Here is a 24,117-nt window from a genome sequence, read left to right on the forward strand (position 1 = left end):
CAGAAATTCCATCCTGCCCAGAAATATGTTTTCTACAACTGACGTCCAGCATGAACTACATAGATTTTATAAATAGTAAAAAGACCTTTTGACACAAAATAACCAACGATGTCAAAAGGTCTTTTATTCATTTTTTGACCCGGACACACAGGTCATCAGCCGCCTGTGCTCAGGTTCCACCTTTTACCGGATAGTCAGCCCGATGTATCGTCTCAGCTCGCCGGTTTCACCCATTCTGTCGCACCTGTCGACGCAGCAACAGGTTTCAGTCCCTGTTTTTCTACAAATTGATGGAGCATCTCCGCAGTCTCAGCGCGGGTAACCGTGCCCTTCAGATCAGGAAGATCGCTGCCGGCTGCCATGCCATCCTGTGTGGTATCATGGCCCCTGACCTGTGCGTAGCGATAAAAGATCGATGTAAGCTGTTCACGCGTAACAGGATCATCCGGACCAAATTTCTTGCCGTCACAGTCTCCCATAATACCGTTTTGCTGTGCCCAGGTTACCGCATCGTAAACCCCTACGGTACCGGGACCGTACTCAACATCCGTAAAGTGGTTCTTTCCCTCAACGGCAGGGCTGCCCGCCATACGGTAGAATATCACTGCGATCTGGGCACGGGTGATATTGGTGTTCGGTGCAAAGGTCGTTGCGCTGATTCCGGACATCAATCCCTTCTCATAGACAAACATCACAACCTTATAAAACCAATCGTTCGCATACACATCTGTAAATGGATTCGTCCCTGCGTCTGGATCGCTCTTTATCCAGCCGGCGTAAACCGTCCTGTTTCCGATCGTCCTGAGTTCCGTGATCCTCTGTGTCAATGCCTGATCGGAATACCAGCCGGTAAAATCATAGCCCTCACGGGTCGGAATATAATCGGAAAGGCTGACCGTCTTACCGTAGGTTCCCCCAATTGCACTTATGCCGCCGCCACCGTTCGCATGGAAGTTCAGCATATAGCTAGTGGTATCATCGCTGCTTCCGGAACTGCTGCTGTCCTTTTTCGGGGTCGTCGGGGCCGTTGGAACCGTGGGTGTCGTTGGAATCGCAGGTGTCGTCGGAACCGTAGGTGTCGTCGGAATCGTAGGTGTCGTCGGAATCGTAGGTGTCGTCGGGGTCGTAGGTGTCGTCGGGGTCGTAGGTGTCGTCGGGGTCGTAGGTGTCGTCGGGGTCGTAGGATCCTTCGGGATAGCCTGTCCTGCCGCAATTCTGATACCACAGCCCTTACAATAGGTGTCCCCCGTATAGCCATCTGCGCTGGCGGTGGCCTCAACTCTGCCGCGCACCTCGGTGCCGCCCGTGTGGTGATCTGGATTCAGCTCCCTATAAGCCGCGCCGCAGACAGAACACACCGCCTGGTCTTTGCAGGTGGCTGTTCCGCCGGAGTGATCTTCCCTGATGTCACTTGCCTCACAGTTAGAGCATTTCCTCCAATGTTTATCGGCATCGCTCTGCCATTCGCCCCATGCGTGAATACACACAACCGGATTTTCTGGCTCCGGTATCACGATCACAAGTCTCCAGCTGGCATAAAACACCACATTCTCCGTAACAGGAAAGGTCTCTCCCGGGCAGCCCGCTTTCTCTCCCTCAGGATTATCCAGCGCCCAGTAATCAAGGATCGCTGATTGATATGTAAAACCAGACTCCGGAAGAACATAATTCCCGGATATGCCTTCCACTGACTGCATATACCCGGGTGCTCCGTCTCCATCAAAAGAGACCGTGTAAGTTTCGCCCATTACCTTCCAGTTTGTCCATGCAGCTTCAAATTTTTCTTTATACGCGTCAGGAACGTATATCTTCAGATTCTCCGGCCATGATTCACCGGGCAGATAAAATGCAAATGACAAGACTGCTTCATCCGGATCTTTCCAATGGGTGTGAACTTGCCCAAGTTGCGGGCATTTATGAAACGCGAAGGGCATCACAGTTTTAACACTATTTGGAATATCAATCTGCCTGAGGGTGTTACAGTCCTGAAAAGCGGCACTCCCTATTGTTGTGACTGTTTTTGGAATTTGCACCTCACTGAGTCTTATGCATTTACTAAATGCATTTTGTCCAATCGTTGTCACTCCTTCCTCTATGACCACCTTGTCAATCTCAGACTTTTTGTCCTCCCAGGGACACCTTTTACCGGAACTAGTATTGTCGAAATCAGGCATTTTCCCTTTACCGGATATCGTAATGGTCTTATTGTCTCTGCTGATCGTCCATTTAATATCTGTGCCGAGGATAGGATTCTGGATGTCAGGAAACGGTCCATACAGCACCGCGGCAACCTTCAGATAGCGAGCGATATCAAGTACGACCGAGTCCTCAACGGAAAGCTGTATCATTGCGTCCTCAACAGCCTTAAACTGAAGCCTTACCTCCTCGATGTTATCGTTATTGATATCTGTTACGTCCGGCAAAGCTTCGATCATTTCCTGTGCGCGATCGATAGAAGAGACTTTCCGCGCATTGGACCGGGTGGCGATCGCTTTATTTTTCATAAGCGCTTTTGCTGTGATTGGAGTGCTTTCGCTGTCATATTGACAATTTAATTCTTTTGTGATGCAGCCGCTTTCCTCACTGCATACATGGCAGCACTCGGTGGCCTCCACCGCATCAGATGAGGTGGAGGCAGATTCCGTTATCTCCTTCTGCGGATAACATTCCAGCGTATGTTCATGGACACATTTTTCCATCCACGTATAACACTCCGGGGTATGTTTATGGCTGCCCACTCCTTTTCTCATTTCTGCCGCCAATACAGGCACAGAAACTAAAGAAAGCATCGTACAGATGCAGAGCAGTGCCGCATAGATCCGTTCTCTTTGTTTCTTTTGTTTTTCTGGCTTTCTCATTGATTTTCCCCCATTTCTATGGTATCTGTTTCCTTTTTCTGAACTTGATATATAAAGCAGTGAGCACAACTGCCGCGGTAAAGGAAATGACCGCTTCCAGCACATATCCGCCCACACCCTCATGCAGCAGGATCGCCCCGTACATTCCCACGGCATCCATCGGCTGGCTCTGCACCGTCCCTACCGTTCCCAGAAGAGACAAAAACAGCAGAGCGCACAGTGCCGACAGACTGCGAATGCTTCGCCGCGCCTGTCGGCGGCGAGATTCCGCTATCCGCTCCTTTGCCAGTGCAACACGCTTTTGTGTATCGTACATGCACGCAAAACCTCCTTTCTGAAAACTCAGCTTAAAGGCCTTTCACTTATATAGGTACAAAAATCCGGAAAAACTCTCACCCGGAAAGCAGATTTTTCAAAAAAAATGAGAGCTGCTTAAAAACAGCTCCCAAAAATCACAAAATAAAGTTATATTACGATGTCAGACGGCGGGCAATCAGCTTTCCCGCTGCCAAGATCATTACAGGCAGAACATAGGCAGCATACTGCACTGCGCCGCCGTAAGCGATCAGCAGATTATAGAGCGCGTGAAACGTGATGGCTGCTCCCAGCAGACCGCAGGTTCCGGCAATCTTCAGCCAGGTCCGCTGCCACACATACGCAAGGCCTCCGCCTACAATGGCTCCGCAGATCACATGCATCGCTCCTGTTCCGATCCCCCGGAAAAAAATAAAGGAAAAATGTCCGGCTCCATTTTGGATCAGGTAGCAGATATTTTCAAAGGTGGCAAAGGAAAGAGCTGTGATCACAGCGGAGATTTTGATCTGTTCCGTCTTTGGCTCAAATATCAGAAGATAAAAGAGCAGAGGCAGAAGCTTCATGACTTCCTCCACCACCGGGGCGATCTCCGCAGTGGCGGCAAAGGTATCCGCACCATAAAGTGCAGCGAAAAAGGTATTGATATAAGCGGAAAGAAGACACGCCCCCATTCCTGCAAGGCAGAACAGAAAGAATTTTGTCTGCCGTTTTCCCATGCACAGGGCAGCGATCAGTAACGGCGATGCCATACAGATAAAAACATTTTCAATATACGTCATTCCTGCACCGCCTTTCCCATTGCCGGCAGCAAAGCGAGCAAGCAGCCTGCCAGCAGAAGATCAAACCAGCAGTATGGGCTGAAAATGGAATCTCCCGGCCAGAAGCAGCCAGAAGTCCAGAGGGCATATTCTAATGTCACATAGCAAAGGACCCAGATATGAAAATATTTCATACTATTTGCAGTTCCCCTCTGCCTTCTGGCATAGGCAAGTCCCCGGATAGAAAAACAGGAAACAATGATCATCATGCCGCACCAGAGCAGATTGGAGAGGATATCTCCAAATGTGCAGTAAAACATGCACAGCGGAACACCGATCAGGACGGCACTCAGGGCCTTCCTGCACGGAAATCTCCTTTCTTCTGCCGAAGAAAGCGCGTATTGCAGCATGAAAAGGAAAATGACACTTGCTACCCAGCCGAACTCTGACACATAAAAGACCTGCGGTGTTTTGGAAAATAAGAGCAGATACAGCGTCCAGTAGAAGGATCCAAGGAAGAAACAGCCATAAAAGCAGGTCAGCAGGAAATACTCCTGTTTCCGGCTTTTCAGATACCGGATACCGCCCAGAAAAAAGCCTAACAGGGTAACCGCGGCTTGCAAGAGGTTACTGATGACTTCCATCTGCATTTTCCCCCTTTTGCTCTCCTGTCTGTTCTTCTTCGTTCAGTCTACGGATGCGGAAACATAACACCGTCACGCACACGCCGAGAACAAAAGCGAGCAGTCCGACCACGATATATCCAAGTGCGGTGCTGCCGCCTAATATCGTCGCCGCTGTTTCAAAGCCAGAGGAAGTTCCCATCTCAATCCGGCTGACAGTATCAGGCATGGAAAGGGAAACACCTACGATCACCGCAAGACATGCGGCCACGCAGCAAACTGCGGCAGACCATTCTCTCCGCAGTCTTTTTTTGTATTCTTTTTCCGCAATACGACGTTTTACTTCCGCGATCCGTTCCTCATTACTTCGCATTGGTAATTCCCTCCCGCTCCAGCAATCCACGCAGACGCGCTTTTCCCCGGTATACCATATTGGTGATCTGCTTCTCACTTTTTCCCATGACCTCAGCGGCCTGCCGATAGCTCATTCCCTCAAAATAGGTCAGATAAAGAGCTTCCCGGTAATCCGCCTTCAGCTCATCCATACAGATATGCAGGATCTGATCCCGTTCCTTTGTCCGAATGACCTCTTCCACCAACGTCTTTCCATCCGGCTCTTCCGTCAGGTCATCGAGGCTGAAGAAAAGCCGATGTCTGCTTTTGTGGCGCAGAGCCATGTGCCGCGCTGCTTTATACAGGTAAGCCTTAAGACCGCCGTCCCGGATGCGTGGCTTTTTTGTGAACAGATAGGAAAAGACTTCGATCATCAGGTCCTCCGCTTCGTGGACATCATGCAGATAGCCATTGATGTATAGGGTCAGCGGGTTACCGTATTTTCTCATTAAAGCCTCAAGTCCTGCTTCATCGCCGCGCAGATACTGTCTGTAAAGTTCTTCATCAATGACCATGCTGTTCATTTCCTTCTGTCTGAAATACTATACACAGTATATGTGGGCATCGACATAATTTCAAGTCCTATTTTACTTCAAACTTCGCCCCGTGCTCCAGCTCATCCCCGTCCATATGATAGATCGCGTCGATAATATAATTCCGGTATGTTGCGTTCCCGTCCTGCGGTGTCAGCCGTTTATGGGCGATCTCCCCTGCGAGTCCCATGGCACAGACTGCCGCTGCTGCCGCCTCAAGCGGATGCTCCTGATTTGCAGTCACAAATGCTGCTGTAAGAGCAGAAAGCTGGCAGCCGGTTCCCGTGATGGAGGACATCATCGGATGGCCATTGTAGATGCAGTACGCTTTTTTTGCGTCTGCCACGAGATCAATAGCGCCTGTGACCGCGATCACAGCCCCTGTCCTCCCCGCAAATCTTTTCACGAATGCCACCGCCTCATCAAGGTTCTCTTCGGTTACACGGTCTGCGATATCCGCATCCACGCCCTTTGTGGTCCCTGTTCCCACCGCAAGCGTCTTGATCTCAGAGATATTTCCGCGGATCACGGTGAATTTTACCGTTTTTAAGAGTTTGTTTGCCGTCGATGTCCGGAATGTCGATGCCCCGACGCCCACCGGATCCAACACTGCCGGGTGTCCCAGCTCATTGGCCCGCATTCCCGCGATCTTCATGGACTCGATGGTACGGCTGTTCAGCGTACCGATATTGATATTGAGGCCTGCGCAGATCGTCTGGATCTCCGCGACCTCCTCCTTGTCGTCCGCCATGATCGGGGAAGCCCCGCAGGCCAGAACCATATTTGCGCAGTCATTGACCGTCACATAGTTCGTAATATTGTGGATCAGCGGGCTCTTCTCCCGCACCTGATCAAACATCTGTTTTAACATGCTTCTCTCTCCTCTACTGTCCCATTGCTTCCTGCATCCCTGCAAGGATATTGGCTTTCTTTAAGCTGTAGATCAGCACACCGCTGATCACTGCACCTCCGGCAGTTGAAACAAGGAACGGGATCACATATGCGTAAAATGCCAGACCTGCCGCGCTCTTTCCCATAAGGAAGACCGCTACCGGATAGGCCGTGAGTCCGCCAAGAACAGAGGTTCCAAATACCTCACCGATCAGTGTCGCCGGAATATTCTGTGTCTTCTGATACACAAGCCCGCAGATCAGCGCGCCGAACATACTGCCCGGGAATGCCATCAGGCTTCCAAGTCCCAGAAGATTCCGGATCAGCGCCGCCGCGAATGCCGCACCCAGTCCGTATCCCGGTCCTAAGAGGACTGCACAGAGAATATTCACCATATGCTGTACCGGGGAACACTTGCTCCCGAATACCGGGAATGAAAATAAGCTTCCTGCCACTGCGACAGCACAGAAAACGGCTGCCACCGCTAATTTTTTCGTATTTGTCTGTTTCATGTTTTATTCCGCGTGACCGGTCCTTCCTTCGGACCGTCACACATTCCTCCTTTGAAAATTTTCCGCAGCCGCAAAGCTTCCCTGCGCAGCTGCATTTTTAGGAAACGTCTGTACGACAACAGCGCTTCCACAGGCGAAGTACCATGTACTCCACATAAAAATGTACAGTTCCCCTCTCCGGATCACTGTATGGAAGGCGGTCGATGCTTACTGGCATCCTCTCACGCCGGAACACGGCTTCCCATCGCTGATCTCATACATGGCCCAGGGCGCTCCCCCTCGGCCCGCCGCCTGCTGGCGGATCCCGTTTCCTCCTTTCCCAAAGTATGGTTTTTGTTACTGTTTTTTCTGCCACCTGTTTCGGAAACACAATGATCCCGAACTCTTTAAGTCAGATGACATAAAAACAGGAGACACCCATCGCGGCATGTCCCCTGTAAAAATTCACATCATGACTTCCTACGGCGGCATTATCCGCATCAGGTTAAAGGGTCGAAGTTCGATTACTTCCTCTCAGCCCGCCAACGAGCTCCCCTGTTTTTTGTAAGACTTATTATAGCGCATCTTCGAAAATTTGCAAGTAAAGAATTTCCTATTTTTCTTTTTCCTTCTTTATCCGCACGTCCTGATCCATCTGAGCTTTCGCCTTTCTCGCAACCTTCCCGGCCGTACTCATCGTACTGCCCCGGACGATCATTCCATTTCCAAAACGCCTGCGGATATCGTCGAACGCCTCATCTGCTTTCTTCTGTTTTTCCCGTTCATCAGGATTCTCAAACAGGGAGATCTGTCTGAAATCATCCGTTGTAAGATCTGTCAGCGCCATTCCGATCAGCCGCAGAGGCTCACACTTCCAACATTCATATAACAGTTTTTTCACCTGCGCAAAGATCTCATCCGTCACATCCGTGGGATCCTCAAAAGCTCTTTGATGTGACCTCGTCTTAAAATCCAGTGTCCGATAGGTCACCGCCACACAGCTGCACTTTTTCCCGTCTCTGCGCATCCTTGCAGCCACCACATCACACTGGGCAAGCAGAAGCGCCAGTGCCTGCTCATACGTCACAAGATCCTCTTCCACGGTCGTCTCCGCGCTGTAGCCCTTCGCTTCCTCCCGCTCCGCACGCACCGGGGAATCGTCGATGCCATTGGCATACCGGTAAAGCTGATGCCCGGCCTTTTCTCCCAGGATCCGCTTAAGCTCAGCTTCCCCGCTCCGCGCCATATCTCCGATGGTCTTAATTCCTTCCTGTAAAAGTCTCTGCTCCGATGCCTTTCCAAGGAATAGAAGATCCCGCACCGGAAGCGGCCACATTTTTTTCGGGATCTCAGGCGGAAAAAGCGTGTGAACCTTATCCGGCTTTTCAAAGTCCGATGCCATCTTCGCTAACAGCTTATTCGTTCCGATCCCGACATTCACCGTAAAGCCCAGATCATCCCGGATCTTATCCTTGATCTCGTGAGCAACCGCCACCGGATCCGGATAGATCAGATGGGTACCGGTCATGTCGAGAAACACCTCGTCGATCGAAAAGGACTCCATCGCAGGCGCATAGGATGCGCAGATCTCCTTAAACGCCCGGGAACATCTCTGGTACAGCGCAAAATCCCCCGGCACGCACACGAGATCCGGACATTTCCGCAGTGCCAGAGCCACAGGTTCCCCTGTTGTCACCCCGTACTTTTTCGCCGGAATCGATTTCGCCACAACGATGCTGCGCCTTAGCTTTGGGTCCCCGCCGATACAGGACGGGATCTCCCGAAGATCCGGCAGCCCCTCCTTTACACGCTTCGCCGCCTCCCAGGAGAGGAAGGCGCTGTTCACATCCACATGAAATATCAACCTTTCCATACTGTTTTCCTCATACCAGAGCTTTCCAAGACTTCTGTCTCCTCATTCGGTCAGGCACTTCAAAGGAAACCTTTCTATAATCATACCTCAGCTCATCCTGCCGCACTGCCTGCTCACACGCTTTTTTCTCTCATTATCCAGAAAAACGTGCATGTAAATATAATTCCCTTTACGATCGACGTGGACGTAAGCGCCCACCAGATTCCGTCAAGCCCCATGATACCGCTAAGAACGATGGCAAGCGGTATTCTGGCACTCGTGAGCACAATACTGATCACGCTGCAGAGTCTCGTTCTTCCGAGTCCCGACAGTGCTCCGATCGTCGTCAGCTCCACGCACATAAATGCCTCGCTGAATCCAATGATCACGAGATAGCCCACAGCTGTCGCAACCGCCTTCGGCTCATGAAAGAAAATATCCGCGATCGCATTTGGGAAACAGATAAATACGGCAGAGACCAGCACTCCCCAGATTCCGACCGTCCACAGGGATACCTGATATCCTTTCCGGACGCGTTCTCTCTCCCCTGCCCCATAGTTCTGGGCCACAAACGCGTTTAACGCCGCCGCGAAGCCATCAGCCGTATTCCAGGAGATCGATTCGATCTGACCGCCAACTCTCTGCGTTGCCACTGCCTCCGCACCGTATCCGGACACCATTCGCGTTAAGATCATGGAAATTCCGCAGTACGCCATGCCCTGAATCGCGGTTGGAATTCCGATCCTGCAGATCCCCCTTAAAAATTCAGCCGGGATCTTCGCAAAGAGCCGGGTTCCTTTTAACACATTCTCCTTCTTCCGCGCAATGATCCCAAGGATCATGATACTCATCACGATCGCCTGGGCCGTCACCGTAGCGATCGCCGCCCCGGTTACACCAAGTCTCGGAAATGGCCCCGGTCCGAGGATCAGGACCGGATCCAGGATCATGTTTGTCACGAGTCCGATCAGATTTGCCATAAACGGCGTTTTTGAATCTCCCTGAGCCGTATAGAGTCCAGTGAGTGTCAACGTCAAAAATGAAAATACGATCAGTCCACAGGCGATCTTTGTGTAGGCCAGCGCTGACGCCTGGGCTTCCGCATCCTCAAGTTTAAAAAATCCCACCATCTGATTGACAAATATGAGACAGAGGACCGCATACGCGATTCCCATTGCCGCTGAAAGCTGCACTGCAGCCTGGGCAAATCCGTGGGCTTTTTCCCGGTCCCCGCGCCCGATACATTGTGCCACCTGAACCTGCCCGCCCATTCTCGCCATGGACGCCAGCCCCTGCGAAAGCCAGGTAAACATTCCCCCGACGCCGACTCCCGCTACTGCCTTTGATCCCAGAAGGCCGATCCACGCCATGTCCGTAATGTTGTAAAGCGTCCCCAGAAATGCCGATGCCATGATCGGGACAGCGAGCTTCACCAGCGTCTTCATGATCGGCCCCTTTGTTAAATTTCCTTCCATTCCCCAAATTCCCTCATTCGTTTTATTTTTCGCTGATCCAGTATCTCTATTATACATGGTTTCCTGCAGAATTTCATCTATAAAATATTTCGCAAGCTTCCCGCTCGGCTCCTTAAGCCTGTACCGCCGTTGGCTATTCTCAGACTTTTTTCCACTTTGGGGAAAAAGATTTCATTTATTATTTTTTTGCCTTGCAAAAATAAAAAGAACGATTAATAAAGTGACCGGGAACAATAGTCCAACTCCCATACCTGCACGGATATTGTCTATAATTAACGGTAAATCCGCTTCTATTTTATCCCCCTCCATCATTATTTCACTTTCATTTAACCATTTAAATTTCATCTTCTTTCAATTCACCTTTAACAGAATTTATGCATCTTTTATAATGACAATGTGTTGATATTAGACGTGTTTTTGAGTATACTATACTTGAATGGAGGTGTTTTGTATGGCAACAACTAATTTAAATATTCGTATAGACAAGGCAATCAAGGATCAGGCGGAGGAAATCTTCAATGAACTTGGTCTGAATATGACAACTGCTGTAAATATGTTCCTGAGAACCGCTATCCGTGAGCATGGTATTCCTTTTGAATTAAAACTGGAAGTACCGAATAATACTACAACCGCTGCGATTGAGGAAGGACGGAAAATGCTGTCTGATCCTTCTGCACCGAGATATTCCAATATGGATGCTTTGAAGGCGGCACTTGAAGTATGAAATATGATGCGTAGTTTACCAATCAGTTTAAAAAGGATTTGAAGCTTGCCAAAAAGCAAAATAAGAATCTGGATAAGCTGTTTGAGGTAATCGATATTCTGGCGAATGGCGGTACGCTGGATGCAAAACACAGGGATCATGACCTTACAGGAAACTACAAAGGTACTCGTGAATGTCACATCGAACCGGACTGGCTGCTTATTTATGAGATTCGTGGAGATGTTCTTGTTTTGATGCTTTTTCGCCTTGCTTCACATTCTGAGCTGTTTAAGAAATAAGTACAAATCGAAATTTGTAAATCTCAATAGAATAGCAGTTTATTAGCATCGGTCAGAGAAATCTGGTCGGTGCTTTCTTTATGCTCGGCAGCAATGCCGGGCAACCCTGAGCAAAAGGAATTGCCATCCCTTTGGAATCTCAGCCCGCTTTGAAATGAGTACCCACAAATGGGAAATGGTTTGTGGGCATTCATTCCAAAACGAAATAATCCCCAGAGCTTCATCCGGGAAGAAGATGAAGTTCTGGGGATTTTCAAGAATGCATGAACTGAGTAGGGAGCCTATCTCAGTATCATATGAATGCATTAATTCATTGGATGAACCTAAGAAACCCATGAGCCGCTTAAACTACAAAATTCCTATTTTTTTCTGACGGCAGACCTGGATTTCCTCTATGGATGGCAATGCTGGAATTGCGCCGCCCCTCATTGCAGTGAGGCTTCCTGCGGCATTTGCAAAATCCACTATTTGGCTCAGGTCACCAAGGAATAATTCCTCTTCAGGCAGGTCTTTCAACGACCAGAGCATTGCGCCGACAAACGCATCCCCTGATCCTGTCGTATCGATAGCTTTCACAGGGTATGTAGGAATCAGCTGCGCGTTGGTTCGGTTACGGTAGAATGCTCCCCTCTCTCCCAGCGTTACCAGCACCAGAGAAGGTCCCTTTTCCATCAGGATTTTGGAACCCGCCTCCAGATCGGCTGTTCCGGTAATCAGCAGCAGTTCTTCCTCAGATACCTTCAAGATATCTGCCAAAGCAATACCTCGCATGATTTGTTCCCATGCATCTGCCTCCGTATCCCAAAGTAGCGGTCTGTAGTTTGGATCGAAACTGATTCTCTTAGCTTGCTGCTTTGCATAGGCCGCAGCATCAAGACATGTACTGCGGCAAGGTTCATCAGTCAGAGACACTGATCCAAAATGGAATATCTTACACTGGTCGATTAGATCTCTGCGAACCTCCGATGCTTTCAGCATTAGATCCGCTCCCGGTTTTCTGTAGAAAGAAAAGGATCGGTCTCCCTGTTCATTCAGTTGAACAAATGCCAGCGTTGTCGGAATAGAGTTGTCTTCTACCAGACCGGCATCATAGATGCCGCATTCTGTCAGTGTCTGCCGCAGATAACGGCCGAATCCGTCTGCACCAACTTTACCAAGGAAGGCAGAGGTTCCTCCCAACCGGTTGTTCATAGCCAACACATTGGCTGGCGCACCACCGGGATTCCGGGCGAACATAGCGATTCCCTGCTCATTTACTCCGCTGGGCGTAAAATCAATCAGGATTTCCCCCAGTGCAACAATATCGATCATTCATGTCACTCCTTTGTAAATTCCTCTCGAAATAAGCGGTATGGTTTCCCACCTGTCTGACCTCAGAAAGGGGAGTGAATCAGTACAGAGCACCAACCAGATTAATCAGGAATCTAGCCGGTTGTGAAACCAGATAGTCCTGCTTATATGCGGCAACAAAATCCCAAACCTCTGGGTGTTCTCCAAAGGAGAAAAAGCTGATTTTGTCAGCAGTCTCATGTTTCTCAATGCGGAAACTGCTGGCAAATGCCACACCGTATTCCTGTGCCACCAGGGACAGAACGGTATCAATGGTACTCAGTTCCGCAATTCTGGGAGAAATCGCATGACTTTCCAGAATTTCCGAAGCCAGCTGTCCCAGCCGCATTTTCTTTTTCAGAGTAAGGAAACAGTCGTTTTCAAGATACTTCAAATCAATCCACGGATATTTTCGCCCGGGTTCGTCTTTGGAAAGCAGCTCATAGTGGCCGTTTTTCGGGGCACACAGTACAATTTCCTCCTGAGAGATCAACTCACAGCAAAACCGTTTTTGCGTGAACCTGCTTTTTTCAGACATGGTGAAAAAAGCAATTTCAATGGTCCCGTCACTGAGCATACGCTCCAGTGTGTCCACATCTTCCTCAAAAATCCGAAGCTCATAATCCGGAAACTGCTTTCGGAAATCCGGTAAGATCATGGGCAGAATGGTATGACCGCGTCCAGGGGTAATTCCCACGGACAGTTTTCCGTGATCGACCTCCTTCAACGCATCCAGTTCCTTTTCCAGTTTCTGCTGGAGTTGCAGGATACTGCGCGCTGTTGCCAGATAAAGTTCCCCTGCGTATGTTGGGATCAGCTGCCGTTTTCTTCTTTCAAACAGAGGAAGCCCCAGCTCATCCTCTAGCTTCAGCAGGAATCTGCTGAGAGCCGGTTGGGAAACGAACAGGCGATCCGCTGCTTTTGATAGTGTTTTCTCCTGGGCAATCACAATAACATACTCGATTTCTCTGCGATCCATGGCGCGCTTCCTTTCCTGTTGTCGGGAAATCCCGTTGTTGGCTATATTATAGCAGAGGAAGCACCGTTCTGACAGCCGCCCGGAGAACTTTTTTCTCGTTTTCGATTTGCATGGAATTGATGGCAATGACCGCATTCTTCCTGGGGACGACCACACAGTACTGACCATACTTTCCGTCCGCGCGGAACATTCCGTCAGGCATCATCCAGAACAGGAAACCATAGTCGGTGCCAATTTCGTCATCGCCTTCATCAGAGACAATATGGCTGCGGGTTGCTTCTTCCACCCACTGGGAAGGAATCAGCTGTTTTCCGTTCCACTGACCCTTCTGCAGGTACAGCAGCCCCAGCTTGGCAAACTCGCTGACATTCAGCTGCAAGCCGCCGGCGCCAAAGGTGTTGCCCAAGGGGTCCTTCTCGCATTCCGGACGGGAAATTCCCAGGGGCTCAAACAGCCGGGGCATCAGATAGTCCACCAGCGACATCCCGGTTTTTCTCTGCACCAGAATGCCCAGAAGATAGGGACCTGCGTTGTTATATTGGAAAACGCTGCCCGGCTCATGAACCACCGGAGCCTTCAGCACAAATTTTACCCAGTCCTTCTCCACCATCTTGGGACGCATGGCTCCCATCAGCATGGGGCTTTCAAAGCCCATGGACATGGTAATCAGATGGCGGAGCTTCATTTTTTTCAGATTCTCACTGGGATTTTCCGGTGCGTCCTCCGCAAAGTGATCCAGAACATAATCATCCATGGAGAACAACCCTTCCTGGGCAGCGAAGGCGCAGGCGGTAGAGGTGAAGCTCTTGGTGCCGGAATACTGGTTCTGACGCTGCTCGGGCTCCGGCTGGTAGTACGCGATCAGCTGTCCAGCCTGAAATACACGCATTCCCCGCACAGCCAGATTCTCAGAGGTAACAGCTGCCTCAAAGGCAGAAAGATCAAGTTGACGCATAGTAACACTCCTTTGTTTGTTAAGATAGCTGCCCCTGGAATCCCCTGAGGCAGCCGTAACGGTTGTTGCGGATTATACGGGAATGATGCCGGTGACGAGAACGAAGGCCAGCATGGCACTTGCCAGAACGAATGCCCACTTGTAGGAGAAGGCGATATGATCCTTCAGTTCCACATTGGTCAGGCCAAGGCCCATGTAAGTAGCAGCAGTCATGGGCATGATGTAAATGGCAGGGCCAAAAGTAATCAAGAAGGCTGCGCCCACAGCAGCGGCAGGGATTCCGTAGGCAGACACAATCTGGTTGACAATGGGCAGAATGCCATAAGTCAGGGCATCACCGTGGATGAACATACTCAGCGGGCTGTTGACAGCGGCAAACAGCACGTGCAGGTGGGGAGCCATGCTCTCGGGCATGGCGGACAGAACCATCTGAGTCATGGCGTCCAGCATGGGGCTCTTGCCCATGATGCCGATAAGAACACCGGAAGCCAGTGCCGTGAAGGCCATGGTCAGAGCATCGGTGGCGTGGGCCTTGACACGCTCCATCTGCATCTTCTGGGAGGGATAGTTGACCGTCAGGCCGATGGCCAGAGCAATCATAAAGGTGATGTGTGTTGCCACCTTGGTCATGGTCAGCATCAGCACAACCGCCACGATCAGGGCAATGTTGAACCAGAACAGATTGGGACGGTGCAGTTCATTCACTTCGGCGACAGTTTCCACGCTGACGGTCTCCGCCTCGGCGGCAGGGTTGTAGCCCGCTCCACGCTTTTTTTCATTCCGGGAGAGCAGGACACACAGGCCAAGGATCAGAACAATTCCGACAACCTGTGCGGGGATGCAATACCTCCAGATCTCAGAGGTGCCGACTTCCAGCGCGGCGGCGGTGCGTCCGCAGGGGCCACCCCAGGGCACGATATTCATAACGCCCATGGTCAGGGTTGTGATGCACAGCAGGTTGATGGGCCGCACATTCATTTTCTTATAAATAGGAAGCAGAGGAGGGATGCAGATCAACAGGGTGGTTGCACCGGAGCCATCCAGATGGCCAATGAAGGCAATCAGCACCGTGGCAAACATCAGCAGTGTAATGTTATTGCCCACCAGTTTCAGAACCTTGCCCACGATCACATCGAAAACACCGGCATCGTTCATAACACCGAAGAACAGAACCGCGAAGATAAACAGGATTGCCGTGGTCGCCACACCGGACACGCCGGAGGCAATATATCCGCTCATCTCCTCAGCGGTAAAGCCGACAGCAAAGCCAACGATGATGGGAAGGAGAATGAAAACCACCGCAGGTGTACTCTTTCCCCAGAGCAGCAGGGCTACGATCAGAATCATCAGAGCGAAGCCTGCAAGACCTAAGTATGACATATCTTTCTTTCCTTTCTCTTTTTGTGATTTGTTTCGTTCATCAATTACCGCGGTTATCTAGATGCTTTCATTATACCGGGTGCAGGAAAAATTATCCAATACCCAAAAAATCCGGTTTGTATAATCAAATGTTATACAAAAAACGCTTTTGTGCAGTTTTCCCAAGATGTCCATGGCGATGCCGGGATGAACGGGAATACCGCCGTATGCCGTCTGTATCAGGCAGCCTGCGGCGGTATTTTTACCAATACTACATACTTTTCCCGAAGAGAACACGGGTTGTAATCTGAATAAAGTCCCGGAGGTACTTGGGCATAAATTACTCCTTACTGTGGCAGGCGTAGAAATGGCGGTAGTTTTCGTAATCTTTCAAAGGGTAAAACTCCCCTCGTTTTCTGCGGATAAACTCATCTATATAGATATTGGACATCAGCATACAGGCACCGGAGGCAACCGCCACCCGCTTGCCCACCTCCAAAGTGTTTGTCTCCAGCAGTATCTTGGGATGAAAGCCAGAGCGACAGAAGAGCTTGTCCTGCACTACCCGGATGGAATGCCCTTCCCGCATCGGCACAAAAGTCTCTCTCCACATCCGCCAAGGTGATGGGGGGCCGGACTCGATGCGGGCCACGATCCCAGTGTCTCTGGCATCCAGAATGCTAATGGTTTCCTGCTCGATAAGCTGCTCATAGACCAGATTGGTGCCGGTGGATTCCATGGCGACGAAGACCAGGTCAATGGTCCCCTTTTGCAACAGCTCCTCCAGGCTGGCAGAACCCCGTTCCGTCAAATCCAGAGTGACCTTGGGATACTTCTGCCGAAAAACAGGAATGACCTTGGGCAGAATCTGCATGGATCGCTGCACACTGATGCCCAACCGCAGCCGACCCGAGTGGTCGGCTTTGATTTCCCGCAGCTGCTTTTCCAGCTGGTCGTTGACAGCCAGTATAGCATCTGCTGCCGCCAGATACATCTCGTCGGCATAGGTCACACGAAATAGGGAGCTGTAGCGGGTATGCCGATATTTTGTAACACTTTTATAATTCAAAATCATTATAAATACTGCTACCAAATTTGGTATTATATCGGCCACCGATTTATTTTGGGTAGTTTGCGGTTTTGAAGCCCATCTATGATTTTTGATATCATCATTATACTTTACGAATGCCTGTGCCTCTTGCTTAGTCAATTCAGGCTCGTTTTCTGGTTTGTTATGTCTTGGATTATAGTATGGTCTACTCTGTGCTTCTTTCAGCTTTGACTTATAATCTGCAATATTCTTCTTGTATTGGACCAACATTTTATGCAATCGTGTACTTTGACTTATCTGCAGATTACATGCATATTCTAATACTTTATTTCTTTCCGTCTCATCCAAATAATCAAGAATTCCATCCGGCCACTCAGGTATGTTGTCCGCTTTTTTCTGCGGTAAATCTTTCTCGACCGCTACGTCCAATTCTTCTGTTGCGTCAGTATGCACTTTCTCTACTACTTCTTCTCTACCCTGTAAACTACACTACCAGCTTATAATACCTCAGTGCCTCCATGATATATTCCCTTTTCTCTGGAGTACATTATTTTATCTCAGGAGCCTCTTTCTTTGAAACATTATAATTAGGACGCATATCCAATTCACAATCCCGTTTTATTTCTGCTATATAAGCAGTATGCACCTTCACCCCATGCTTCTCCAAGACATACTTTTTGATATTCTCATAAGTTGGTTTCTGTTCCTGATACTCCTTATGCATATCAGGACTAATAGGAACTTCCATCTCAACCTGGAAGTCTCTCTTTTTCTTTCCTAAGTCACTTTTTTAGTTAAAAGAGCTACCGTCTCGCAATGTGTTGTCACTAACATAGGAACACACATCTTTTACCTCGTCTGCGATATGGGAACACAATTCTTTTGCCTTATCCCCTACGCTCTTTGTCTTGTCAAAACGCTGTTTTGCGTTTCCAACCTCGTTTCTAAATCCTGTTTTATATATAAAAGTAATTTTATAGGGATCTTTGTTTCCATCTTCATCATAGCCACCGACTATGACTTTTTCAATAATACTTTCAAAAATACCTCTGTCAAACTCTTGAAGCACTTTATTTTGTGATAATGCTTTCTTAAAATCCTCCACTCGTCGTTTCAGAGATACCTCATCTTCCATTTGTTGTTCCAGCATTTCTATATTCGCTCTTATGTCGGATAACTTTCTCTCATATCCAACATCTGTTTCTTCGTATATATCCTGTGAAACAATTCCTTCTAAGTATTTCTCCAAAAGTGCCTTCCGCTTCGTTTGAAGATTATCTGCACTTTTCTGATATTTCATAATCCTCACAGTGATAGTATCATTCCCTATGTGGCAGAGCGCATCTTCCAACTGGAACCGGAGCCGCCAGCAGTGGACAGTCTGAACGAATATATCCTGTCTGCCTTGCAGGAAAAGAATTTGATACATTTCTCATTCTTCCTACACCACTACGAGCCGCAGCTTAACAAGCGCATCAAAGACTTTCTCGGTGTGGATGGCGGCGATTTGTACGACACAGACCGATTTATAGATATAAAGCTCTCCTGCCGGGAACAAATGCTCCAAAAACTGATGGACTATGACCTTACCAAGGGCGCAGAGTATGCTACATACATCTATCCGTTCATCCGGGATGCTATGCTCCGTTTTCGCATAGGCGAAGAAAAATGGTCGGTATCCTCTCTGACTAATTACAAAATGGTGCGGTCAATGGCTTGGCTGTACCACAATACCAAGGATGCGGTCAACGAGTTTTCCAAGAAATACAACTGTGATCTTGCTCTTGCCGAAGACTATCTGAAAGTTGTGCGAGGTATCCGCAATCAGCAGCCATTCTATGTGACAGACGAGAACGGCGAGGAAACAGGCGAGGATGTAGCCCTTGACGATAGCTGGAACTATACCGATATCCTCTGGAACGGCATACAAGCAGAAAAGGTGCAGCAGGCATTTGAGAAACTGAATTACCGGGAACAGACCTTGCTTGAAAAGCGTCTTGCGATCTGCATGACCTGTGGGCGTGTCAGCTCATGGAAAGACCACCCCACTTTTGAAGAACTGGCGGTTATGTTTGAGGGCAGCACAGCCAGCGGTGCAGAGAGAGCCTACCGCAGAGCAGTGGACAAGCTAACGGAACTGTTGGTTGCCGAAGGTGCGCTCCATGCTGTCCGGTTGAAACAGGTGTCCAAAACCAGACGAAAAAAGAAAATCGCCGCCGCAATCTACGAATACCAGGCAGACTGCGACGGCGAATGGGGTAAGATTTCATTTGATTTTGAAAGCAGCACAGCAGAGATCATCCATCTTGCCGATTGGGATACGATAAAAACCAACCGCTTTGCGAACAAGGCCGTAGCCTATCTTCTGAACTGTGAAAATGAGAAACTACCAAAGGAAACAATGGTGGCATTTGAACCATAAAAAGAAAAACCGCTACAACATCCATCCCACTTTGGAATGAGAATTGCAGCAGTTTATTTGCTGGGAACTAATTATTCGATATTTGTGATTTCCCAATCATCATTTACCAGATGGGTAAATCCTTTGTTTTCTTCTTCATCTGGAATTGATGCTGTCCAGATGATTTCTCCGTTTTCACCCAGGGCAGTTATTGTTAATCCTCGCAGATCAGTGTAGCCATCGAGGTTTTCGAGCCAGATGCGTTCGCCTTTCTTGAGCAGAGAACCATCTGCATTTTCAAAGCCGCCACTGGAATTTGGCATTGAAAGCTTGATGCTCTTAACACCTTCAGAACCAATGGTCAGATAAAACTTTGAAGGTTCATTCTCTGTAGATGGAAACAGAATTGCCTGGCGTGCTTCTTCGGTAGCGAAGATCCACCACTTGCCATTCATAAAGAGTTCAATGGTTCCCTCAGTTGCCCCGTATTGATAACCATATCCTGTACCAAAATTGGATTGATTGTCAACGCTGGGCTGTTTATTTCCATCAACCTGGGATGTGATTTCTCCATCCATAACACCACATCTTGCTTCTATTTTGCTTTCATGGCCAGTATCAAGATACAGTGTCCCGTTCACCATAACCATAGGGATTAAGTCCCATGTTTCGGTTTGCTTTATAACCTTGATTCCATAAACATCCGCAATTCGTGCAGGATAAGTTTCAAGGATTTCACCGGAGTATTCAATTTCAATCACATCTCCGATTTCAGGTTCTGGTGATGGATGAGCATTTCTGATAGGTACTTCAATTCGGTCTGCACTATTCAGTTCCCAGCTACCTTCAACAGGCTTCACAAGATAATAACCATTATGATCTTCCAGAATTTCAGCTTGGAAAACCTGATGCGCTTCGTTGGAAAAACCTTCAATCTGAATACAATTATTCTTGAAAACCAATCGACCAGTTTCTACCAGTTCATCAGTATTATATTTCTTTTTATCTACATAGAGGTATCCGTCAGCTTCATTAAATCTGAGGGTAAAATCGAAATATCCTCGATCAGACAGTTCATAGCTTGCTCCGTTTGCATAGTCATAGATGGTGACACGGTTATCAATCATGCCAGATCCCCAACTGATTGTAGAACACAACTCAGGCAAGCCGTCGCCGGTGAGGTCGCAGAAATAGGCGTTCCAGATGGGCATCCCGGTATACAACGAAGTGATTTCGTTACCCGTAACAGCCATCATTTCTCCATAAGTCCAACGGAAAGTCACATCCGGGAACTCTGGAAGATTAATCTCATGGCGACCACCTCGCTGCATCTCATCTGGTGTTTCAAGATAGTCAAACCATTTTGTAACAGACGGTACAGGTTCAGCAGCTGCGACATCTCCTCCCACACAGATTCTACTCAAATAATCTTGGAACTCTCCGTCGGATACAACATACCGTTCTCCGTTCCACTCGATATCTACCATATCATTGTCGGAGAGAGAATAACCGTTTATCCGGATATATGTGCCATCCTCCAGGAGTGCGCTGATTTGATATCCCGGTGTGAATCCACCATATTCATCGCTCTTCTTCGTGTTCTTGACCCCGGCCAGCCGAGAACTCAACTCACTAATCTGTGCGGGATTCATTTCAATAGCCACCGCGTCATCCGCATTTCGCATATCAAAATGATTTGCAGAAACGATGGTGTGTGTTGCTTCATCGAATTGGAATCCCATCGGGTTGGTCAAAAAGCAGAACGCAACGATCACACAGGCAATGACTGCCAGAATAATAATCCAGAACGCAGGTTTCTTATAATTCATCACAGACTTCACACGATCTTTAACACCAACTTCACCAAAGGCAAGTGGGCAGGCCGCAATCATGCGACGGTTGACGCTGCAGACCACAAGAGCCTGTGTATAGTCGGCTCTCTGTTCGTTGCCAAGTTCCTTGATGACCTTTTCATCACAGGCAAACTCAATGTCACGGCAAAGAAGTACATAAGCCAACCACATCAAAGGATTGAACCAATGAATCGTCAGCAGGAGAAAACCAAGAGGCTTCCACCAATGGTCTTTGCGGCGAATGTGCGCCTGTTCGTGGGCAACAACGTGCTCCAGATCCTGACCATTCATGTTGAACGGGAGATAGATTCTCGGTTTGATAATGCCCAGGACAAACGGAGAACTTACATTCTCACTCTGGAAAATGTTGCCCTTGTAGCGAACAGCGGTATCCACTTTACGACATAGGCGCCAATAACTAACTGCGGTATACAAGAGAAGGGCGCCGACACCAATCAACCAGATAATATTCAAAATCGGAATCCAAATCTGAAGCGGGTTTGCACTCGTCAATACATGCTGTGGTGGGGCAAATGAGGATAGAACAGGATTGACCACACTATTGATCGCCGGAACACCGCTGTCTATTGTGGGTTTGGCCGCCATTTCAATATCCAACGGAATTGTTTCTGAACTTGGGATAAGGCTTAATGCGCTCTCAAAAGAGAGCGGGCAAATCAATCTGACAGCCACGATACCCCAAAGCAGAACATTGACCCACTTGGGAGCTTTCTTCAAAACAAGCCTGAGTATCAGCACAGCCAGGATAAGCCAGCTTGCAGATATACTCATGTTGATAATTTTCAAAAAGAGTTCGTTCATTGTGAACCTCCTTTCCTGATGCGGTCGATCATGCGCTGTACCTCATCAAGCTCATCTTCGGACATAGCCTGATGCTTTGTAAAAGCAGCGATAAAGGCAGGCAGAGAACCCTCGAATTTTTTCTCAACCAGTTCATCGATCTCACACGCCTGGGCTTCATCTTTGGAAACGAGAGAAGTAACAGTGCCATTGTCGTTCTTCAGCACACCACGCTCTCCAAGACGCTTGATAACGGTATAAGTCGTAGTCCTTTTCCATCCGAGTTGATCCTGGCACAGCTTTACAAGCTCGACAGCAGTAACCGGCTCATGCTCCCACATAATCAAACAAAAACGATATTCACTTTCGTGAATCTTCGGAAAATCCATATTCACGCCCTCCTTGTCTACACCATTAGACTTCACACATAGTCTACCACATTAGACAGCCAAAATCAATAGAGTTCACAGAAAAGATACAAAAAAATTGCCCGCAGAATTTCTCCCACGGGCAAAGTGTTGGTTAGCTATCAAGCGGTTTGTATTCAGTTACAGTTTTCAAATAGGTTTCGGGATTACCGTTCAGTATCAAATCAGCATATCCAATCGGATCATTGTAGATCAGATAGTCCAGTTCTGACCGCTGATACATATTATCGGCAACCTCATTCTCCACGGCGATGGTATCAATGGCAATCATGCTGCCATCTAAAAATTTCAGTTCCACACAAGCGGTATCCATGTTAAACTCACAAGAAATCAATCTATCCATAAGAAACCTCCATTTTGCGGGATGTTAGATCATCCCAAAATATTTGAATGCTTCTCGGATTGCTTTCTCTTTTTCCGGCGGACACATGGGCTGTCTGGAATCCTCGGACTTCGGCAAATTGTAATTCTTGCCAACTTCAATCCCACATTTCCTCTTAATCTGTGAGATATAAAGGTTGGATACCTTTAACCCGCTATGCTCCAGCACATAGTCTTTGATCTGGGTGTAGGTTGCCCCATCCTGAAATTCGGACATATCCATATCTTCCAAAGAGAACTCAACCCGAATCTTTTTCGAGTCGACCTCACCCTTGGAAAGCAAGACAACCGTCTCACAATGCGGTGAAAGTTACTTCTTATACTAAATAGCGAAATCGTCATCTTTTGCGAAAAGGTTTATACCCCTCTTATGGGGATAGCCTTTACCCCCACTTCTGTATCACTTATCTGTGATTCTGTTCTTTAAATCCATATCATTCATCCAGTCTTGAAAAACTGAATAATTTTTTACATCTTCTCCAGCAGCCTTTATTCTATCCTCTGCTTTCTTTTGTTGTGCTACACTCATAGCTTCAGATGCTTTCTTTGCTGTTTCCATGATATGTATTAACTCATTTCCAAAAACACTCTGTATCTGCTGATCTTTCGCTTCAATACGCCCCACGCCATTCAAAATCTCTGTATTATTCCATACTTCTCTTTGCCCTTTATGATAAAGAGTAACAAGTATTACTCCCATCATATTTGTTAAAGTACCATAGGTCTTTTCATCTTCGTAACAAAAAGTGTAACTACCTATCCCTCTATGAAAAGTCGCATGCGGTTTCAAATCTGCAAAATTGCTCGCACCAACAGATAATTCTTTTATGTCATCAAAAAAGAAAATGTGATTTTCTATTTTCCCTAAATCATTACGTTTTCCTCGCAGGAATTCATTCATTATTTTTTCAGATTCAATCAAACATTCCAACGCATCTATACCAACCACTGAATTCTCAACAAAATCTAAAATATCCAAATAAAGACTTCTCCAATTAACAGAAGTTATAAAGTAAGCCAAATTCTCATCGTAGTCAAAAATAGTTTTCTCCTTTTTTAAATAAGGATGAAATATTTTGTTAGCAAACCAAGTTTCTTTTTCACTAAATAAATCCTCGCAATCTCCACACAACATGTACAACTTCTCGCTATCCTGTATGGTTTTGTTAGGGTTCTCTGTACTCCGAATATTCTATTGCTGTTTTCTTTAATGTCCTTACAGCCATCTTTGGCACTGTATGGCTCAATTCCAATTCTGCTTCATTTCCACACAATGCACATTTTGTTAAGTTATACATTTAAATCACCTCTAAGCATACTCGCACATTTATCATACCATATCCAACATCTTTCACTATCATAGAAGATTAAGTAAAAGCCAACCAGAAA

At 47.8% G+C, this 24,117-nt stretch carries 23 protein-coding genes, 2 pseudogenes and 1 riboswitch; of the genes and pseudogenes, 3 read left to right on the forward strand and 22 right to left on the reverse strand.

Going from position 1 to position 24,117, the window contains the following annotated elements:
- Nucleotides 1-212: 212 nt before the first annotated feature.
- From V2546_RS03130 to V2546_RS03180, 11 genes are all read right to left on the reverse strand, one after another.
- The gene (locus V2546_RS03130; protein WP_329751548.1) at nucleotides 213-2,858 is read right to left on the reverse strand and encodes an S-layer homology domain-containing protein; all 2,646 of its coding nucleotides are present in this window, start codon (nucleotides 2,856-2,858) and stop codon (nucleotides 213-215) included.
- Nucleotides 2,859-2,874: 16 nt separating this feature from the next.
- The gene (locus tag V2546_RS03135) at nucleotides 2,875-3,174 is read right to left on the reverse strand and encodes a hypothetical protein (RefSeq protein WP_021905700.1); all 300 of its coding nucleotides are present in this window, start codon (nucleotides 3,172-3,174) and stop codon (nucleotides 2,875-2,877) included.
- Between the two features lie 154 nt (nucleotides 3,175-3,328).
- Entirely contained in the window at nucleotides 3,329-3,952 is a 624-nt protein-coding gene (locus V2546_RS03140) for a PrsW family glutamic-type intramembrane protease (RefSeq protein ID WP_117515633.1), read from the reverse strand.
- A complete protein-coding gene (locus V2546_RS03145; protein ID WP_329751549.1) occupies nucleotides 3,949-4,575 on the reverse strand; it encodes a histidine kinase in 627 nt (208 codons plus the stop codon). Before V2546_RS03145 ends, V2546_RS03140 begins: the two co-directional genes overlap by 4 nt.
- Entirely contained in the window at nucleotides 4,559-4,927 is a 369-nt protein-coding gene (locus V2546_RS03150; RefSeq protein WP_329751550.1) for a DUF4179 domain-containing protein, read from the reverse strand. The genes V2546_RS03145 and V2546_RS03150 overlap by 17 nt, the downstream gene beginning before the upstream one ends.
- Nucleotides 4,917-5,462: an RNA polymerase sigma factor gene (locus V2546_RS03155; RefSeq protein WP_021905704.1), complete on the reverse strand. Its 546-nt coding sequence runs from the start codon at nucleotides 5,460-5,462 to the stop codon at nucleotides 4,917-4,919. The genes V2546_RS03150 and V2546_RS03155 overlap by 11 nt, the downstream gene beginning before the upstream one ends.
- A gap of 67 nt (nucleotides 5,463-5,529) precedes the next feature.
- On the reverse strand, nucleotides 5,530-6,351 hold the full coding sequence (gene thiM / locus V2546_RS03160; protein ID WP_329751551.1) for a hydroxyethylthiazole kinase: 822 nt from the start codon (nucleotides 6,349-6,351) through the stop codon (nucleotides 5,530-5,532).
- Nucleotides 6,352-6,364: 13 nt separating this feature from the next.
- The gene (gene thiW, locus V2546_RS03165; RefSeq protein ID WP_015554054.1) at nucleotides 6,365-6,883 is read right to left on the reverse strand and encodes an energy coupling factor transporter S component ThiW; all 519 of its coding nucleotides are present in this window, start codon (nucleotides 6,881-6,883) and stop codon (nucleotides 6,365-6,367) included.
- 439 nt (nucleotides 6,884-7,322) lie between these two features.
- A riboswitch (TPP riboswitch) is annotated at nucleotides 7,323-7,429 on the reverse strand.
- Nucleotides 7,430-7,475: 46 nt separating this feature from the next.
- Complete coding sequence (locus V2546_RS03170; RefSeq protein ID WP_329751552.1) at nucleotides 7,476-8,735, reverse strand: DNA polymerase IV; 1,260 nt, start codon at nucleotides 8,733-8,735, stop codon at nucleotides 7,476-7,478.
- Nucleotides 8,736-8,848: 113 nt separating this feature from the next.
- Nucleotides 8,849-10,189: an MATE family efflux transporter gene (locus V2546_RS03175; RefSeq protein ID WP_329751553.1), complete on the reverse strand. Its 1,341-nt coding sequence runs from the start codon at nucleotides 10,187-10,189 to the stop codon at nucleotides 8,849-8,851.
- Nucleotides 10,190-10,360: 171 nt separating this feature from the next.
- Nucleotides 10,361-10,534, reverse strand: a complete 174-nt coding sequence (locus V2546_RS03180; RefSeq protein WP_182426724.1) for a hypothetical protein — start codon at nucleotides 10,532-10,534, stop codon at nucleotides 10,361-10,363.
- 106 nt (nucleotides 10,535-10,640) lie between these two features.
- On the opposite strand from V2546_RS03180, the gene V2546_RS03185 reads away from it, so the two are divergent.
- Nucleotides 10,641-10,913, forward strand: coding sequence for a type II toxin-antitoxin system RelB/DinJ family antitoxin (locus tag V2546_RS03185; RefSeq protein WP_118529556.1), 273 nt, complete (start codon nucleotides 10,641-10,643; stop codon nucleotides 10,911-10,913).
- Between the two features lie 14 nt (nucleotides 10,914-10,927).
- A pseudogene (locus tag V2546_RS03190) lies at nucleotides 10,928-11,191 on the forward strand (type II toxin-antitoxin system YafQ family toxin); the annotation flags it as partial.
- Nucleotides 11,192-11,539: 348 nt separating this feature from the next.
- Here V2546_RS03190 and V2546_RS03195 read toward each other — a convergent pair.
- The 6 genes from V2546_RS03195 to V2546_RS03220 all read right to left on the reverse strand — a co-directional run bounded on the left by V2546_RS03195 (nucleotide 11,540) and on the right by V2546_RS03220 (nucleotide 18,164).
- Nucleotides 11,540-12,502: a carbohydrate kinase gene (locus V2546_RS03195; RefSeq protein WP_329751554.1), complete on the reverse strand. Its 963-nt coding sequence runs from the start codon at nucleotides 12,500-12,502 to the stop codon at nucleotides 11,540-11,542.
- Between the two features lie 79 nt (nucleotides 12,503-12,581).
- Nucleotides 12,582-13,499 (reverse strand): LysR family transcriptional regulator, encoded by a 918-nt coding sequence (locus V2546_RS03200; protein WP_185911849.1) that lies wholly within the window; start codon nucleotides 13,497-13,499, stop codon nucleotides 12,582-12,584.
- A 46-nt stretch (nucleotides 13,500-13,545) separates the two neighbouring features.
- Nucleotides 13,546-14,454, reverse strand: coding sequence for a serine hydrolase (locus V2546_RS03205; RefSeq protein WP_329751555.1), 909 nt, complete (start codon nucleotides 14,452-14,454; stop codon nucleotides 13,546-13,548).
- Nucleotides 14,455-14,526: 72 nt separating this feature from the next.
- Nucleotides 14,527-15,834 carry a citrate:proton symporter gene (locus tag V2546_RS03210; protein WP_329751556.1) on the reverse strand — a complete coding sequence of 436 codons (1,308 nt, stop codon included), beginning with the start codon at nucleotides 15,832-15,834 and terminating at the stop codon, nucleotides 14,527-14,529.
- 319 nt (nucleotides 15,835-16,153) lie between these two features.
- The gene (locus V2546_RS03215) at nucleotides 16,154-17,317 is read right to left on the reverse strand and encodes a LysR family transcriptional regulator substrate-binding protein (RefSeq protein ID WP_329751557.1); all 1,164 of its coding nucleotides are present in this window, start codon (nucleotides 17,315-17,317) and stop codon (nucleotides 16,154-16,156) included.
- Nucleotides 17,318-17,654: 337 nt separating this feature from the next.
- Nucleotides 17,655-18,164, reverse strand: a complete 510-nt coding sequence (locus tag V2546_RS03220; protein WP_486463552.1) for a hypothetical protein — start codon at nucleotides 18,162-18,164, stop codon at nucleotides 17,655-17,657.
- Nucleotides 18,165-18,236: 72 nt separating this feature from the next.
- Here V2546_RS03220 and V2546_RS03225 point away from each other — a divergent pair, with 72 nt between their 5' ends.
- A complete protein-coding gene (locus tag V2546_RS03225; protein ID WP_486463553.1) occupies nucleotides 18,237-19,286 on the forward strand; it encodes a sigma-70 family RNA polymerase sigma factor in 1,050 nt (349 codons plus the stop codon).
- A 71-nt stretch (nucleotides 19,287-19,357) separates the two neighbouring features.
- Here V2546_RS03225 and V2546_RS03230 read toward each other — a convergent pair whose 3' ends face one another.
- The 5 genes and pseudogenes from V2546_RS03230 to V2546_RS03250 form a co-directional block, all read right to left on the reverse strand.
- Nucleotides 19,358-21,940, reverse strand: a complete 2,583-nt coding sequence (locus V2546_RS03230) for a M56 family metallopeptidase (protein ID WP_329751559.1) — start codon at nucleotides 21,938-21,940, stop codon at nucleotides 19,358-19,360.
- A complete protein-coding gene (locus tag V2546_RS03235; protein WP_007488105.1) occupies nucleotides 21,937-22,308 on the reverse strand; it encodes a BlaI/MecI/CopY family transcriptional regulator in 372 nt (123 codons plus the stop codon). Before V2546_RS03235 ends, V2546_RS03230 begins: the two co-directional genes overlap by 4 nt.
- 133 nt (nucleotides 22,309-22,441) lie before the next feature.
- The gene (locus tag V2546_RS03240; protein ID WP_007488104.1) at nucleotides 22,442-22,690 is read right to left on the reverse strand and encodes a DUF6061 family protein; all 249 of its coding nucleotides are present in this window, start codon (nucleotides 22,688-22,690) and stop codon (nucleotides 22,442-22,444) included.
- 24 nt (nucleotides 22,691-22,714) lie between these two features.
- Nucleotides 22,715-23,029: pseudogene (locus tag V2546_RS03245) on the reverse strand (23S rRNA (uracil(1939)-C(5))-methyltransferase RlmD); the annotation flags it as partial.
- 99 nt (nucleotides 23,030-23,128) lie between these two features.
- Nucleotides 23,129-23,863: a hypothetical protein gene (locus V2546_RS03250; RefSeq protein WP_329751560.1), complete on the reverse strand. Its 735-nt coding sequence runs from the start codon at nucleotides 23,861-23,863 to the stop codon at nucleotides 23,129-23,131.
- Between the last annotated feature and the right edge of the window lie 254 nt (nucleotides 23,864-24,117).

It is taken from the genome of Clostridium sp. CM74B_53 (genome assembly GCF_036318045.1).
Lineage (GTDB): Bacteria > Bacillota > Clostridia > Lachnospirales > Lachnospiraceae > Pilosibacter.